General features: G+C 39.9%; 13 protein-coding genes. 6 read left to right on the top strand and 7 right to left on the bottom strand.

The genetic code is table 11. The annotated features are described in order from the left end of the window. The first annotated feature begins 5 nt into the window (after nucleotides 1-5). The gene (locus tag L0657_RS18335) at nucleotides 6-716 is read left to right on the top strand and encodes a response regulator transcription factor (RefSeq protein ID WP_235152211.1); all 711 of its coding nucleotides are present in this window, start codon (nucleotides 6-8) and stop codon (nucleotides 714-716) included. 5 nt (nucleotides 717-721) lie between these two features. Here the strand turns inward: L0657_RS18335 and L0657_RS18330 are convergent, their stop codons facing one another. Further along, nucleotides 722-3,202 (bottom strand): AsmA-like C-terminal region-containing protein, encoded by a 2,481-nt coding sequence (locus L0657_RS18330; RefSeq protein ID WP_235152210.1) that lies wholly within the window; start codon nucleotides 3,200-3,202, stop codon nucleotides 722-724. 266 nt (nucleotides 3,203-3,468) lie between these two features. On the opposite strand from L0657_RS18330, the gene lysS reads away from it, so the two are divergent. Continuing rightward, nucleotides 3,469-5,184, top strand: coding sequence for a lysine--tRNA ligase (gene lysS, locus L0657_RS18325; protein ID WP_235152209.1), 1,716 nt, complete (start codon nucleotides 3,469-3,471; stop codon nucleotides 5,182-5,184). A gap of 75 nt (nucleotides 5,185-5,259) precedes the next feature. On the opposite strand, the gene L0657_RS18320 is transcribed toward lysS, so the two are convergent. Then, on the bottom strand, nucleotides 5,260-5,454 hold the full coding sequence (locus tag L0657_RS18320) for a cold-shock protein (RefSeq protein WP_026629450.1): 195 nt from the start codon (nucleotides 5,452-5,454) through the stop codon (nucleotides 5,260-5,262). 352 nt (nucleotides 5,455-5,806) lie between these two features. Between L0657_RS18320 and L0657_RS18315 the strand changes: the two genes are divergently transcribed. Beyond that, nucleotides 5,807-6,028, top strand: a complete 222-nt coding sequence (locus L0657_RS18315; protein ID WP_235152208.1) for a PspC domain-containing protein — start codon at nucleotides 5,807-5,809, stop codon at nucleotides 6,026-6,028. On the opposite strand, the gene L0657_RS18310 is transcribed toward L0657_RS18315, so the two are convergent. The 4 genes from L0657_RS18310 to L0657_RS18295 form a co-directional block, all read right to left on the bottom strand. Further along, complete coding sequence (locus tag L0657_RS18310) at nucleotides 6,009-7,049, bottom strand: glycosyltransferase family 2 protein (RefSeq protein WP_235152207.1); 1,041 nt, start codon at nucleotides 7,047-7,049, stop codon at nucleotides 6,009-6,011. The two genes, L0657_RS18315 and L0657_RS18310, sit on opposite strands and share 20 nt — an antisense overlap. Before the next feature lie 16 nt (nucleotides 7,050-7,065). After that, nucleotides 7,066-7,413, bottom strand: a complete 348-nt coding sequence (locus L0657_RS18305; RefSeq protein ID WP_235152206.1) for a YbaB/EbfC family nucleoid-associated protein — start codon at nucleotides 7,411-7,413, stop codon at nucleotides 7,066-7,068. 36 nt (nucleotides 7,414-7,449) lie between these two features. Further along, entirely contained in the window at nucleotides 7,450-9,363 is a 1,914-nt protein-coding gene (locus L0657_RS18300; RefSeq protein ID WP_235152205.1) for a gliding motility-associated C-terminal domain-containing protein, read from the bottom strand. Between the two features lie 161 nt (nucleotides 9,364-9,524). After that, nucleotides 9,525-11,456: a gliding motility-associated C-terminal domain-containing protein gene (locus L0657_RS18295; protein WP_235152204.1), complete on the bottom strand. Its 1,932-nt coding sequence runs from the start codon at nucleotides 11,454-11,456 to the stop codon at nucleotides 9,525-9,527. A gap of 181 nt (nucleotides 11,457-11,637) precedes the next feature. Between L0657_RS18295 and L0657_RS18290 the strand changes: the two genes are divergently transcribed. The 3 genes from L0657_RS18290 (at nucleotide 11,638) to L0657_RS18280 (ending at nucleotide 14,403) form a co-directional block, all read left to right on the top strand. Beyond that, entirely contained in the window at nucleotides 11,638-12,885 is a 1,248-nt protein-coding gene (locus L0657_RS18290; RefSeq protein WP_235152203.1) for a bifunctional 3,4-dihydroxy-2-butanone-4-phosphate synthase/GTP cyclohydrolase II, read from the top strand. Beyond that, nucleotides 12,882-13,310 (top strand): GNAT family N-acetyltransferase, encoded by a 429-nt coding sequence (locus L0657_RS18285; RefSeq protein WP_235152202.1) that lies wholly within the window; start codon nucleotides 12,882-12,884, stop codon nucleotides 13,308-13,310. The genes L0657_RS18290 and L0657_RS18285 overlap by 4 nt, the downstream gene beginning before the upstream one ends. A gap of 109 nt (nucleotides 13,311-13,419) precedes the next feature. Next, nucleotides 13,420-14,403: a bifunctional heptose 7-phosphate kinase/heptose 1-phosphate adenyltransferase gene (locus tag L0657_RS18280; RefSeq protein ID WP_235152201.1), complete on the top strand. Its 984-nt coding sequence runs from the start codon at nucleotides 13,420-13,422 to the stop codon at nucleotides 14,401-14,403. Between the two features lie 122 nt (nucleotides 14,404-14,525). Here the strand turns inward: L0657_RS18280 and L0657_RS18275 are convergent, their stop codons facing one another. Then, complete coding sequence (locus tag L0657_RS18275) at nucleotides 14,526-15,515, bottom strand: hypothetical protein (protein WP_235152200.1); 990 nt, start codon at nucleotides 15,513-15,515, stop codon at nucleotides 14,526-14,528. Between the last annotated feature and the right edge of the window lie 63 nt (nucleotides 15,516-15,578).

Here is a 15,578-nt window from a genome sequence, read left to right as displayed (position 1 = left end):
ATCACATGAGCAGTGCAAAAGCAACAAACTCAGCACCGAAAGTATTAGTAGTTGACGACGATTCCGATATAGTAGAGCTTCTGGAATACAATCTGGTTAAAGAAGGATATTCTGTTCAAACCGCCTCTAATGGCAAGAAAGCAATAGAAACGGCAAAAACTTTTATTCCCGATCTTATTCTTTTGGATATCATGATGCCTCAACTTGATGGCATTGAAACCGGTAGAATCTTACGTCAGAACCCGGATATCAAACATACTTACATTTTATTTTTAACAGCCCGTTCAGAAGAATATTCGGAAGTTGCTGCTTTTGAAGTAGGCGCCGATGACTATATCACCAAGCCTATTAAACCCCGCGCTTTGATGAGCAGAATCAATGCTTTGTTCCGCCGTGAGGCTCAAAAAGCGGATTCTGGCGATCAGGTCGAAGTATTGGATTTGGTTATAAACCGGAAAAACTACACCGTAATACAAGGTTCCGACAAATCGATCGTCTTGCCGAAAAAGGAATTTGAGCTATTATTTTTCCTTGCACAAACACCTAACAAAGTGTTCAGCCGCGACGAATTGCTTCAAAAAATCTGGGGCGCAGATATCTATGTTTTGGAACGAACTGTCGATGTTCACATTCGTAAGTTACGCGAAAAATTAGGCGACCGCTATATTAAAACGCTTAAAGGAGTTGGATATATGTTTACAGACGAAGCCGAATAATCTGATTATTTCTCTACATCATTTTCGTCGCTGTCATCATTTTTATCTTTGGATTTCTTTTTCCTGAAAGCCAGCTTTATATTAACCTCACCATTTTCATCAACGGCCCGAAGATAAACTCTTGCCCCTTTCTTATTCTTCGGGTCGTTCGGATTGAGCTCGTAACTTGAATCCCGTCTGCTTAAATTACTGAGTGGTATTGCAATATTCAGATTGGTTTTATTTCCAAAACTGTAAATTCCTTCGACAAAAAGAGTCATTACATTCGACTCAATCTCCATTTGTTTGATCTGGATCTCTTCACCATTCAGGACAATATTATTTTTGATAGGTGCAAATTTGACCTGTTCAAGATTTCTATTTTTGAAAATCAGCTTTTTCATCTTCAAAAATGGCTCAAAATTAATGATCTCGCCCCTGACAAGATTCAGTTTTACCTCCCCTTTCATAGTTTTTGGCAAAATGGTCGCATCATTTTTAAGGTTGGTCGCAAACTTAAATTCGGTGTTCAATTTGCCTTTCAGATTTTGATGCGTTACTGCCTTTTGCCCAAAGTTATTGAAAGAGTAAAATACGGAGTGAACATCTGCATTGATTATGTTTCCTGCAATTTCAACGCGTGGTGGCTCAGAAGTATAAGGATTGAAAATAGAACCTGAAACCTTGAAACCACCTCCAAAAGCCTTCATAGAGAAATTTTCAAGGCGCACCGTGTTATTTTTGACAGTAAGAAAACCTTTCATATTATCAGCCGAAAAATTGTGGTAAACCAAATGATTCGATTGAAGTTTAGCATCAATTTCCATCTGGTCAATTACGTTATCCAAAAGATCGGACAATTTGAATTTCTTTCTGTTTAACTTTTGACTTTGCCGTCTCTTTCCAACGAATATTTCCATCCAGTTCATTTTCCAGTTCGGAATATTAACATCCAGGGAAGCTTTCAAAATTCTGGGCGAACCAAATAAGTAGGGAATTAAATTGGTGATACCACCTTTTACATACATGGTGTTGTGACCATCATTTACATCCAGCTTCGGAAGCATAAAATCCTTTTCGTCAAAATAAATATCTCCATTAACTTTTGTCAGATGCACTTCCCTGGGGACATAATCAAGTGAAAGATTTTTGGTATATGCCCGCCCAGTCAGCTTGCCGTTAAACTGATCTGTTTTTGGATTATAAAAATTACGCAAACTTCCCTGGTAATGAATTTGGATGTACGCCTCTCCTCCCCGGACAATATATCTTTTGGGATCAAGAAGACCATTGATCGATGCCGAATCAGCTTTCACCTTTCCTCTGATCAATGCAATAGGATCAGTTATATTGTCAATTTTTAAATCAAAGCTAAACGGTAAAGTCTCAAAAGAACCACTCACACGCGGCACATTAACCTGTGTATTAAGTAAACCGGGAGGTTTTGTTTTATCAAATTGGTTAGAATAACTTCCCCGGGCTTTCATATTTTTCAATAAACCAATTGGCAATTGATATTGGAAAGTATCGGTTTCAAAGTCAACTTGAACCGAAGGAGGTTCATGAGAAAATATACCTTCAACAACCACCCGGGTAGTCACCCTGGTCTGAATTCCGATAGAATCCAATACTTTTTCAATCTGTCTTGGGAGCAGCTTTATCGCCGTGCCTACCTGAATTTTTTGTGCTGCAAATCCAAGATTAAAATGTGCAGGTTTTTCAGACAGATCAAAATTTCCCTTGATATCGATAAGATCCTGCGACGCCACACGTAACTGCGATGAAGGTCTGATATAAAGGGATCTGTCTTTCTGGTTATAGGATATGGAAAAATTCGCATAAGTTTCTTGTTTGACCAAAAACCCTCCTTTCTCTGGCTTAAAGACTAATCCCTCAAAATAAATCGGTCCACTGATATTTGCAATCCAGGCCGAGTCTGCATAATTAACCCGATTCGTAACATCCCTAAAAATTGCACCAAATTTCTTTCCACTTGTTGAATCTGCAAACCTAAATCTGAAATTGGTCATATGGATACGCCCGAGTTTGCTGATCAACCTGTCTGGTTTGGAGTCTTTTTTATCGCTTTTCGGCTTTTTAGGACCAAAAACTGACAAATTTGTATAACCATCTTTTCGGACGAAGAGGGTTGCACTTCCATCCTGCAAAACCAAATTCTGAAGCCTGATTGCGCCTTTGTAAAAGCTGCTGAAATCGAGTGCAACGTGTATAAGTTTTACATTTAATACATCGGTTTTATGCTGTGTGTAGAGACTGTCCCGAAGTACAACGTTGTATAAAGTAAACTTAAAGCCAAAACCATCCTGGAAAGGGGTGAACCGAAAACGTTCAATATCCAGGCTTCCGCTAATTTCTTCATTGACTGCTGCTTTAACCTTGGTGAAAATCTCCTCCTGATTTTTGTAAAACCAAAACTCAATTCCACCGACAAGCAAGCCGACGAAAAGTGCAAAAATCGCAATACCTTTTAAGATTTTTTGAAACATGAAGAGGTTTGGACGGGTTACTATAAAGGTAAAAATTGTTAAAAGCCGCCTTTAATCAGTAACCAAAATAAATATAACGGATACTAAGTGACTTCAAGTATATGGCGGCGTTAGCTACAATACAATTAATATGCCAGTAAAAATTCCCTTTTTCATCATCAGCGCCATCTTCCTTTACATTACTTCGGTATTAATAGCAAAAAATGCTAATTTCGCGCACTCTTTTGCAACTCAAAGAGTTCATTTTCACAAATATTGCCATACAGATGCTACTGAGCGAACAGGAAATATTGCGCCGCCAAAAACGCGAAGAATTAATCAAGATGGGGATTGAACCCTATCCAGCCGAAGAATTTGAAGTAAATGTTACTGCTGCTGACATCATTAAGAATTACGAAAACAATAAGATAGATTATAAACAGGTAACAATTGCAGGGCGTTTAATGGGTTTCCGTATCATGGGAAGCGCTGCTTTTGCTGAATTACAGGATAGCACGGACCGGATACAGTTATATTTTCGCCGAGACGATCTCTGTCCGGGAGAAGATAAAACGTTGTATAACACGGTATTTAAGAAATTGCTCGATATTGGGGACATTATCGGCGTTTCCGGGTTTGTTTTTACTACACAAACAGGAGAAATTTCTGTTCATGTTCAGGAATTTAAGATTTTAAACAAATCACTTCGTCCGCTTCCCGTAGTGAAACGTGATGAAGAAGGAAATATTTATGACGGATTTACTGATCCTGAATTACGTTATCGTCAGCGTTATGTAGACTTGATCGTAAATCCGGAAGTACGTCAGATTTTTCAGAAACGTGCTCGGATCATAACGACAATGCGTTCGTATTTTGATTCAAAAGGCTGGTTGGAAGTAGAAACGCCGGTTTTGCAAACCATTCATGGCGGTGCTGCTGCGCGTCCTTTTGAAACGCATCACAATGCACTTGACACCGATTTATTCCTTCGTATTGCCACCGAACTTCACCTGAAACGTCTGATCGTTGGCGGTTTCGATGGCGTTTATGAGTTCGGAAAATTATTCCGCAATGAAGGGATGGACCGCACGCATAATCCGGAATTTACTACGGTGGAATTATACGTTGCCTACAAAGATTATTTGTGGATGATGAAAATGACGGAGGAGGTTCTTGAAAATGTTGCGCTCGCAGTGAACGGAACAACAAAAGCCAAATTTGGCGAAGTAGAACTTGACTTTGCAGGTCCTTACCCGAGACTCAGCATCACGGATGCGATCCATCAGTATACAGGTTTAAATGTGTATGAATTGGATGAAGCCGCGATTCGGGAGCAGTGCCGTGCCTGGGGCATGGAGGTGAACGAGAGCATGGGTAAAGGAAAATTGATCGACGAAATTTTTGGAGAAAAAGTAGAAGAATTTATCATTCAGCCAACTTTTATTACGGACCATCCGGTAGAAATGTCTCCTTTGACAAAAAAGCATCGTGAAAAACCTGGTATGGTTGAGCGCTTTGAGTTATTTGTCAATGGAAAAGAAATAGCCAATGCCTACTCGGAATTAAATGATCCAATCGAACAACGGGAACGTTTTGAAGATCAGCTAAAATTGAAAGAACGTGGAGATGACGAAGCCATGGAAATGGATGAAGATTTTCTTCGCGCTCTGGAATACGGTATGCCTCCAACTTCCGGAATCGGAATTGGTATTGATCGTCTGACGATGATGCTGACCAATAATGCAAGTATTCAGGAGGTTCTTTTCTTCCCGCACATGCGACCTGAGAAAAAACAGGAATTGGCGAAAGAAGCTGATTATGTGGCCGCTAACGTACCTGCCGTATGGATTCCAGCACTGCAAAAAATGAATATTCTTACGATTGAACAATTGAAGGCAGCGAACCCAAACAAAATATTTAATGATCTGGGCGGTATGCGAAAGAAATTAAAAATCGACGAAAAGATGCCTTTGTTAGACGATGTCAAAACCTGGGTAGAATAAATAATAACCTCTTATAAACAAAAATACCGCAACCTTAAACTGCGGTATTTTTTTGTTCTGACAAGTAGAAAAAACCTATATTTTTTTTACTTGAACAGCGTTTAGTCCCTTTTTCCCCTCAACAACCTCGTATTCAACCTGGTCGTTTTCACGGATAGTAAGTCCTCCCAATCCTGTCACGTGAACAAAGATGTCTCTGTTTGTGTCGTCTTCAACGATGAAGCCGTATCCCTTAGCTTCATTGAAAAATTTTACAGTACCTGTTGGCATAATAGTGGAATAAAAAAATGAAATAAGTTGAAAATACATAAAGAGTTGCGAGCGTTTCATTACAAAACCTTGATTATCTTCCGCCAAAGAATTGAGGGAGGCTCAACCAATTAACAGAATAAATTTTGGCAATTTTTATTGAGGCATATCAATAATAATGTAGCGCTAACAATTTCTTCAATCACAAAGAAACAAAAATTGTTGGGAAAACAATTTATTTGCACCAAGAATTTGAAAATTTCCAAGTTAACGGTATAAATTCGTTTAAAAACAGATCGCTAAAAATTCAAATACTCTTTTGTATATTGCACTGAGAATTGCTAGTTCTGAGCTCATTAATTCCAAATCAGATATGAATCGCTTTCGTTACTTTGTAGAGAATCAGATATTTGGTGTTTGTGCAAGAATGGGTGAAAAGCTCAACTTCCCCGCAAGCAGCATCCGTCGTTACTTCATCTATGCGACTTTCATGACTTTCGGTTCTCCGATTGTCCTTTATCTCGTACTTGCATTTTGGATGGAAATGCGTCAGAACTGGCGCAGACATAATAGTCCTACATTTTGGGAGTTGTAGTTTCAGCGGAAAATGTTATTCCGGTAAGCTGAGAAAAGCGATGTTTTCCCAATACGAAATATTCCCAGACAATACTTCGGTAATATAGTGGAGCGCGATAGTGTGTCCGCCCCTGCTGTTCTTTTAATAAAACCGGAATTAGCGCATAAAAAGCGAAATGTGCCTGAATGATTGCAAAAACGTCTGGCCAGGCACCGGCTGCGATGAAACGTGCACTTGAAATTCCATCCAGTATTAATCTGAAAAATAATGTTTTCTTGCGTCTTCCTTTTGGAAGATTTTTGAAGAGCATGATTAGATTATTCCGGTAATTAAGAAAAGTTTTACGGGGATTAGATTTGTGAAGCGTGCCGCCGCCTACATGGTAAACAGTTGAATCTGAGCAGAAAGTAATGCGATAACCCAAATTTAACAGCCGCCAGCAAAGATCGATTTCTTCCATATGAGCAAAAAATCGTTCGTCAAATCCATCAGCCTCGTGATAGGCCTTTGATCTCACAAACAAGCAAGCGCCTGTTGCCCAAAAAACATCTTTTACGTCGTCATACTGACCAAGATCTTCTTCCCTGGTATCAAAAATACGGCCACGACAAAATGGATATCCAAGGTAATCCATATATCCACCTGCCGCTCCCGCATACTCAAAATGGGTTGGCAAATCGTACGCCCTTATTTTTGGCTGGCAAGCCGCAATGTTATCATCCGACTCCATGAAGGAAATCACTGGTGCAATCCAGTTCGGAGTGACCTCGATATCGGAATTCAGCAAAACATAATAGTCGGCGTTAATTTGACTCAACGCTTTGTTATACCCACCTGCGTATCCTTTATTTTCTGAAATATAAAGTGTTTTAACGGATGGATGCTGGCTTTGCAGCCACTCCAAAGATTGATCTGTTGAACCATTATCAGCTACCCAAATTTCATAGCCCTCAGAGTATTGAAGCACTGTTGGCAGAAATTTTTCCAGATAATGCCTGCCGTTATAATTCAGGATGACAATTGCAACAGTTGGAGTCATTCGTAAAAAGAGGGAATTATTTCATGAATCCCCCTAAGTCCAAACCGGGAATATTGGGAAGAACTCCGTCGGTCGCTTTTTGCAAATGAGCTTTTATTTTCGGTTCAATATTTTCGAATGCTTTGTTAACTGCCGCAACGATCAAATCCTGCAACATTTCCTTATCATCAGGATTTACAAGGTCTTTATCGATCTCTAAACCGATCAGTGTTTTTTCTCCGTTTACAGTCGCACGCACCATTCCTCCGCCAGACTCTGCTGACTCAACAATGGTAGCTAGTTCATCCTGCGCCTCTTTCATGCGCGACTGAAGGTCTTTCATTTTACCCATGAGACCCATCATGTCAGCCATATTTCCAAACATAATCTAAAAATTATGAAGTGATATAAAAATTTAAGTCTATTTCAAGAGCACAAAAGTACCGTTTTTTTTCACGGTTTGATCTAAATTATTAACAATTTCGATACGCCAGATATAGGAACCAACTGGGGCTGGATTTCCTTTGATCTTTCCATTCCATCCTTTGGCAATGTCATTTGAGTGAAAAACAACTTCTCCCCAGCGATTAATTACTGACAATTTAAACGTTTTGAACATGGCTGCTTTCACCTCGAAAGTATCATTATAGCCATCATCATTTGGCGAAAAAGCATCAGGAGCGTAGATATCGGTATCCCTTTTATATGTAATAATATTGGAAAGGCTCTGATAGTTTCCATTTTTCGAATCTGCCCGAATTTGAAAAGTAAAAGACAGATCGCTAAGTTTGGTCAGGTCCGGATAAAAAGTGCTTACCAATTTTACATTTCTGGAATCATTAGATCCGGCAGCCCCGGTCCTCGTGAGTGTGTAAGAATCAATTTCATCTAAAAATGGTTTTTCTGTTGTCCATGTTAAAAGTGGAGACTCATTTTTTAACAAAATTGAACAAATCGGTTCTGATGCAGGAGCCCGTTGTCCACAGGCATTCTGGTATATCAAACGATAACAATAGCCGAAATCGTTAACCTTTACATCAAAATCCTGATAGGTTGCTTCTCCATAAAGTGTATTTACTTTTTTGAAAATCCCGCCATTTTCCGATCTTTCGATTACTAAATCATAATTTGTCTTAGTACCGGGCCCCGGAATAATAGCGGTAACTTCAATCAATCCATCGCTTACAACATTGACAAAAGCCTGATCAATAGGTTTCGGTGAGGATAAGGTGGTTTTTATTGTAAATGGCGCAGAGGTTGAAGTAATTGTTTTGGTTTTAGCTACGATATAGTATTCATAACTATCTCCGCACTGCACATCTTCGTCAGAAAATGAAGTGGTATTTATATCATCAATTGTTTTAAGCTCAATCCCATCCCTCCAGAGCGTGTAACTTTCAAAATCTGTTGCGTTTGCATATTTATTCCAGGTAATTTCATTTTTTTCATCCGCTGAGCTGCCATTTACGATCATACTAGAAACAGACTCGCTTTCCAGCTTTCCTCCACACAAATCTTTTGAAGCAAGCTTTATTTGATAGGCTTGTGATGCGTTTAAGCTGAAATTGCTAGTTTGCGTGCCACCGGAAGTCTTGGTTCCACCGATCTGATAATTATTCCCGTCGGTACTGTACATCACATCTGTGGAAATTGCGCTTAAACCTTCGTAGACCACTAACAGCCGACCATTTCCTTTCATTTCGACGCTTTTGATCTGGATGTTTTTGAGTTGAGGTTGCTGAAAGGATATCCTAAGTGGCCACTTATAACCTTCCTTACAAGAAGTGTTGGAGGTATATATTCCCCGAACAATTAGTACTGGACTTCCCGAGGTATTAGCATAGCTATGTTCAATTTCCAAAGCTTGACCTCGACTCCAAATATGCTCCTCGGAACCATCTCCCCAATCAATTCCAACTTGATCATAGGCATCGAGAACAGAATTTCTAGTCATAACGACTTTGATCTTACCACCACCACATGACGTATACTCAGTATGAGGTGTTGCGTTTTCGTAAACCTTTATCTTCTTGCATTGATAAACTTCAGTTCCACCCACATTCGCACTCTGAAGAATCGTGAATGTGCCGGCAGCTCGATAGGTAAATTGTTTGGCATTTCGAACAAGAGTAGGGCTATCTGTAATTCCGTCGTATTCTTGTGCGTATCCAACAGATAAGGCATTAATAGTAGGACTAATGTTCACTATCAGCGGAGCGCAACCCTCGGATTTAGGTAAAAGCTCAAACCCTCCCCCTCCAATATCACAAAGTCCTTGTGCAGAAGCAAAATTAAAAGCTGATACAATCAGCATTACGAGTATTATTCTTTTCATATGTGTGTATTTTAAAGAGGTCACGATTATACTTTTTACAGCATATTTCGCATGAGTGGTTTACGTCGAGTCAATCTATCAAAGAACCAAATTTAAAAAACTATCAATTAAGTCCTTCATTTTCAATCTAAATATCTCTCAAAAATTTAATAAACGGTTAGTTACCTGATCAGGAATACAGTTCCTTCCTTCACAAAAGGTTTATTTTCAATGTCAGTAATTTCTGTTTTGTACGTATAATATCCTCCCGGCGCCAGCGCTCCATTTATTGTTCCGTCCCAGCTATTAAGGATTTCGCTGGACTGGAAAACAACTTGTCCCCAGCGATTAAAAACAGAGATTTTAAATGAATTTACAAATAGCCCTTTTATTTCAAATCTTTCATTGATGTTATCTCCATTAGGCGTAAAAGCGTCAGGTATTAACAACATCACATTTTGTTCATACCGTATCGGATTTGAGAAACTTACCAAATTTCCACTTTTCGATTTTGCAGTGATGCGGAATGAAAATTCAGTTTTGGGTTGATTATTCAGGTCAAGCTGATAATTTGTGCTTAATCCAACCGGCGTCTGGGTGTTGGATTCATTTTGAATGACAGCATAAGAATCCAGGCCTTCGGTAAATGGAACCGCATTATTCCAGGTTAGTTCTTGCGGGGACTGGCGAAGCAAAATAGAGCACACCGGCTCAGTAAAATCTGTACTTAGCTGACAGGAATTTTCATATTTGAAACGGTAACAGTAAGACGTCGTAGCCGTATTTACACCCTTATCTTCAAAACGCAGATCCTGATTCTGATCATCAGATATTTTTACAAAGTTTGCACTCCCCTGCTCAGTTCGCTCAACAATCAGATTGTAGGAATTAGTCAATCCATTTTCACCTAATACAACATCTGCTGTAATCAAATTATTGTCCGTCACCGTAACACTTGCTCCTTCAATGTTATCAGGTGTCGAGCTCAGCATTTTTGCACTTTTGGGCGCTGAAAACGAGTTTACCTGGCTTGTAGAGGCTGCGATCTGATATTTGTAAGTTGTGTTGCAATCCAGGTCTTTATCACTGAAAGTCAACTCATCGATTGAGGTGAAACTTTGGATTGGAGCACCATCACGAAAAAGTTGATACCCTACAAAATCATTATCATCAATGTAGCGGCTCCATTTTAATGAAATTTCTCCTTCCAGCGGCGTGGCTTCCAGAACCATTGTTTTAACTTCTCGGCTGTCAATATTGCCACCGCAACTATTGGGCGATGTCAATTTAAGTATATATTCCTTTTCTGAATCTACGTTTTTGTCAATATTAATACTGCTTGTTTGGTTTGTATCTGTAACTTTTCCTGTGCTCAGGTAATCTCCATTTAATTCAGAGTAAAAGACTTCGGTTGATACTCCTTCCTTTCCTTTGTAAAGCAGAGAGATAATTCCCTCCTCCTGCATTTCAACCCTATTTATCTGAATGGATTCAATGGAATTTTCAACGTTTGCTGGATCTAAAAATCCGACTTGACCACTACAATTTACGGAAGAAGAGCTGTATTTACCTTGAACTGAAATCTTTTGAAGCGCGCCGGAATAACCATGGTTTATATTTCCACTTCCTGGCCTCCATTCCGAAATATCTCCATCGCCCCAATTAATCTCAACATAGTCGTATGCTTTCGATATATTATTTTCGACGATTTTCACTAGTGCCAATTTTCCGCAAGAAATCTCAAGAGAGGCGTCAATCTTCTTGTTTTCAAGAACATGAACCTGCTTGCACAATGAAAAACCCACCCCCTTACTACCCACTTGCAAAACTGTATAAGTTCCCACAGTATTGTAAGTGGCAGATAATTCTTTTGGAGCCTCACCAATTGGGCTTACTCGATCGTAGTTAGGAATGTAGGCCACATTATCTGCGCCAGCTAATGTGTTTATAAAATCTACTTCTAATTTTCCACAACCAACATAAGAAGGAGAAACTTCGAAAGCACCTTTGATTGGCGCATCACACATTCCTCCCCCAACAATCTCCTGTCCGTAAACACAAGAGAATTGAAATATATAAAAAACAAAAAAAAACGACAGTAATGGTATTCTCATGAACTCTGAACTAATAGTAAATACGAGCACTTAGAACTTCGAAATGGCCTATTTTGAAACCCATCTGAAAAATGGATTGTTCACTCATTGAAGGTCAAAATTAAACATTTCGAGATTAAGACTGTACCTTTATATCCTAAAACGTGTTTTCCCGTAAAACTATTTTTTGTCTACCCGAATAATGAATAATAATAGTAATTCCATAGTACTGGATTCGATAGAAGATGCCATTGAAGCGATCAAAAACGGACAAATGATAGTTGTCGTTGATGATGAAGATCGTGAAAATGAAGGTGATTTTATTTGTGCCGCTGAGTTGGTTACACCAGAAATCGTCAATTTCATGGCCAAAGAAGGCCGCGGACTCATTTGTGCGCCTATTACAGAGGAGCGTTGTGTTGAACTGGAACTGGACATGATGGTTGGAAATAATACCGCCCTTCATGAAACTGCTTTTACCGTTTCGGTTGATTTGCTCGGCAATGGTTGTACTACCGGAATCTCAGCCAGCGACCGTGCAAAAACAATTCAGGCGCTTGTAAATCCATCGACAATCCCGGCTGATCTTGGGCGCCCAGGACATATTTTTCCATTGAGAGCAAAACAAGGTGGCGTTTTACGACGTACCGGACATACAGAAGCGGCCATTGATTTTGCAAGACTTGCCGGATTAGCTCCTGCGGGTGTTCTGGTTGAAATTTTGAATGAAGACGGCTCTATGGCCCGCTTGCCTCAGCTTAGGGAAATTGCCAATCGCTTTAATTTAAAACTGGTTAGTGTTAAAGATTTAATTGAATATCGTTTACGTAAAGAATCTCTTATTAAAAGAGAAATCGGCGTTGATATGCCTACGGAATGGGGCCATTTTGATCTGATTGCTTATCGTCAGATTAATACCGGTGATATGCATCTGGCTTTGGTAAAAGGCACCTGGGAAAAAGATGAGCCTGTTTTGGTGCGCGTTCATTCTTCTTGTATGACCGGTGATATTTTCGGTTCATGCCGTTGCGATTGCGGCCCACAGCTTCATGCGGCCATGGATTTGGTCAATAAAGAAGGTAAAGGCGTAATTGTTTATATGAATCAGGAAGGCCGTGGAATTGGTTTGTTAAATAAATTAAAAGCCTACAAGCTTCAGGAAATGGGCCGGGATACGGTAGAAGCAAATATTGAACTGGGTTTTGGTAGTGATGAACGCGATTATGGCGTTGGTGCACAAATCCTGAGGGATCTCGACATTACCAAAATAAAACTGATCACAAATAACCCAAAAAAACGTGCCGGTTTAATCGGGTACGGACTGGAAATTGTTGATTCAGTTTCTATTGAAATTCCCTCAAATCCCTACAATGAAAAATATCTGTTGACCAAGCGTGATAAAATGGGACATAATCTTAGTAACCTATCTTTTCCTGGAACTCAGGTATGACAGACATACAAGTTGTCGTAACGGAAAGCGACATTCTTAAATGCCGCAGTGCTATCCAGGCGCTGCGGCCTGTTTTAACGGACGAGCTATATCTTGAAGCCGTTCAAAAAACCCTTCAAGACAACCGTCAAATTATTTTTATTGAAGAAGAAAACCAGGCCGCAGCGGTTGCTGTTTTTGAGATTGGTTACAATCTATTCCGTGGAAAATATATTTATATTGACGACTTGTCAACACTCCCTGGAAACCGCGGGAAAGGTTATGCCGGAAAATTGGTCGACTGGATATTGGATTATGCAAAAAAGGAAGGTTATGCGCAGGTTCATTTAGACTCAGGAGTTAGCGCAACCCGAACCGACGCACATCGCCTTTATCTTAACAAACGTTTTCAAATTACAAGCATGCATTTTGTTGTTAATGTTTGATAGGTTTGATTTTTTCAGACCTTTGTACGAATTTTGACGGCCGTACTTTAAGAGATCGCTGTTAAATTTCTTTCATCAACAACGGGAAACCAGGCCTAAATTAGATTTAATGAATATCCATCAGGTTTTTGAAGCATTCAATTCTTTACGTGTTCTTGTCATCGGTGACGTTATGCTCGACTCTTACGTTTGGGGAAAGGTCGAACGTATATCTCCGGAAGCACCTGTTCCGGTTGTCAATGTAAGCCATCGTGAATTTCGCCTGGGAGGTGCGGGAAATGTACTTTTGAACGTTCAGGCTTTGGGTGCAGAAGCTATCATTTGTACTGTTATTGGAACAGATGCCTCTGGTGATTCGCTGAAAAAAAGTCTGATTGAGAAGGGGTTAAACTGTGAAGGTTTGATTCGCAGTGAAAGCCGCATTACAACAATTAAAGAAAGAATTATAGCTGGCTCTCAGCAAGTTGTCAGAATTGATACGGAAACGGATAAGGCTATTTCTACAGAAGAAAAAGACAGATTAGTCAGTAAGGCAAAAGAATTGATTCCTTCCAGCAGTGTAATCATTTTCGAAGATTACGACAAGGGCGTTCTGACGGCTGAGGCGATTGCAGAAATTACAGAATATGCAAACGAACATAATGTTCCGACAGTCGTAGATCCCAAAAAACGCAATTTCCTATCCTACAATAACGTAACACTTTTCAAACCAAATCTGAAAGAGTTGCGTGAAGGATTGAAAGTAGAATTTAACGTTGACGATCCCGAAGAGTTAAGACAGACGGTTGAGCAATTAAAGGAAACTTTAGGAGCAAAAGGCGCACTGATTACACTTTCAGAAAGAGGCGTTTATATCGATTTTGAAGAAGAAATCCACAAACTTCCTGCACATATTCGTCAAATCGCTGACGTGTCCGGCGCAGGAGATACAGTAATCAGTATTGCAGCCTGTTGTGTTGCCCTTGGACTTCCGCCTCGATCAATTGCCGGAATTTCAAATCTGGGTGGTGGCTTGGTTTGCGAATTGGTTGGTGTGGTACCAATTGATAAAGCGTTATTAAAAACAGAAGCAGAGAAATTCGGATTAGTTTAGAACAAGTTATCCCGGTGCGCTGCACCTAATTATTTAGGAGCTAAATCGCCTTTCCTACAAATATTTGGGTGCTCTGCACCCGTAGCACTTTTGAAATAATGAATATTCTGTAAATATTTTTGCTACCAGTTAATTCCACCACCCCCACCTAGACCCATCTTACGGGTAAAGCGGTTGGACAATTTTGATTTACTCGTAATATAACGAACACTGGCTCCTATGTAGGGTGTAGTCCCAGGCGTATAAGCGGTAAGTGTCTCACGTGCACTATTAAAAGTTTTCAGCTGACGAAAAGTGGTTACCCCAGCTTCCAAAGAAATATTCAGCACTGTAAATAAATGAGCATTCGCTGAAACACCTAACTTAATCTGACGATAATTCTCACGACGCAGCATTTTTTCTTCCGGTGTCTGTATTTGGAAACCGCCACTATAACCGTTCAACCCGGCCAGCATATCCACATTAAACCACTTGGTCGACCGATAATTTACATTCATCATAAAAGGCAACAAAGCCGAAACTCGCCAGTCTCGTCCAAATCTTTTGTTTACACCAAAAACCGGAACAAAGCGAAGTTTCTGATTGTAAGCCAAAATTGAACCGTACATAATTTGCGTATGCAGTCCTAAAATATGCATTCGTGCTGCACCTCCCCAGAAAAAAGGCTGAGGCGTGAAAAATGTTTCGTTACTTTCCGTCATACCCAATCCGCCTCCATATACCCAAAGCCGGTCCTTGATACTGGCCTGCAACCTGATCACACCGAGCGACAATGTTTTATAACCGTTATCAGGTATATTTTTCCCGTCAAGGGTAGGTTGCAGTTGTGTGAATTGAGTTAACAGAACCGTATGTACCGCACGCAGATCGAACTTTTTCTTTAAACTATACCCCAACTGCACTTCACTTTGAATTGGAATAACACCAAAAAAACCGCTGCGTGTCAGACCATATTCCTTTCCCGTACCGCCACCCAGATTTGACGGCACATTGTAGTCTGCTTTTAAAGTAACATTTGGGTAAAAAAGACGGCTCAACGCAAAATGCTGAGCCTCAGCAGAAGATACGGTAGTAAAAAGTAAGCCGAAAAGTAAATGTCGGGAAAATTTCATGCGTTGGTTCCGGGGTGTAATTGTCGGCAAATAACGAGAAAAGGGTGATGGTATTGTATCCGA

It is taken from the genome of Dyadobacter sp. CY345, assembly GCF_021502725.1.
Taxonomy (GTDB): Bacteria; Bacteroidota; Bacteroidia; order Cytophagales; family Spirosomataceae; genus Dyadobacter.
Note: the sequence above shows the minus strand (reverse complement) of the source record. Positions and strands in the feature narration are given on the sequence as shown.

What these genes read in the sequence shown, in the direction of transcription:
- L0657_RS18335 (WP_235152211.1), top strand. Translation starts at nt 6, where the DNA reads ATGAGCAGTGCAAAAGCAACAAACTCAGCACCGAAAGTATTAGTAGTT.
- L0657_RS18330 (WP_235152210.1), bottom strand. Translation starts at nt 3,202, where the DNA reads ATGTTTCAAAAAATCTTAAAAGGTATTGCGATTTTTGCACTTTTCGTC.
- lysS (WP_235152209.1), top strand. Translation starts at nt 3,469, where the DNA reads ATGCTACTGAGCGAACAGGAAATATTGCGCCGCCAAAAACGCGAAGAA.
- L0657_RS18320 (WP_026629450.1), bottom strand. Translation starts at nt 5,454, where the DNA reads ATGCCAACAGGTACTGTAAAATTTTTCAATGAAGCTAAGGGATACGGC.
- L0657_RS18315 (WP_235152208.1), top strand. Translation starts at nt 5,807, where the DNA reads ATGAATCGCTTTCGTTACTTTGTAGAGAATCAGATATTTGGTGTTTGT.
- L0657_RS18310 (WP_235152207.1), bottom strand. Translation starts at nt 7,049, where the DNA reads ATGACTCCAACTGTTGCAATTGTCATCCTGAATTATAACGGCAGGCAT.
- L0657_RS18305 (WP_235152206.1), bottom strand. Translation starts at nt 7,413, where the DNA reads ATGTTTGGAAATATGGCTGACATGATGGGTCTCATGGGTAAAATGAAA.
- L0657_RS18300 (WP_235152205.1), bottom strand. Translation starts at nt 9,363, where the DNA reads ATGAAAAGAATAATACTCGTAATGCTGATTGTATCAGCTTTTAATTTT.
- L0657_RS18295 (WP_235152204.1), bottom strand. Translation starts at nt 11,456, where the DNA reads ATGAGAATACCATTACTGTCGTTTTTTTTTGTTTTTTATATATTTCAA.
- L0657_RS18290 (WP_235152203.1), top strand. Translation starts at nt 11,638, where the DNA reads ATGAATAATAATAGTAATTCCATAGTACTGGATTCGATAGAAGATGCC.
- L0657_RS18285 (WP_235152202.1), top strand. Translation starts at nt 12,882, where the DNA reads ATGACAGACATACAAGTTGTCGTAACGGAAAGCGACATTCTTAAATGC.
- L0657_RS18280 (WP_235152201.1), top strand. Translation starts at nt 13,420, where the DNA reads ATGAATATCCATCAGGTTTTTGAAGCATTCAATTCTTTACGTGTTCTT.
- L0657_RS18275 (WP_235152200.1), bottom strand. Translation starts at nt 15,515, where the DNA reads ATGAAATTTTCCCGACATTTACTTTTCGGCTTACTTTTTACTACCGTA.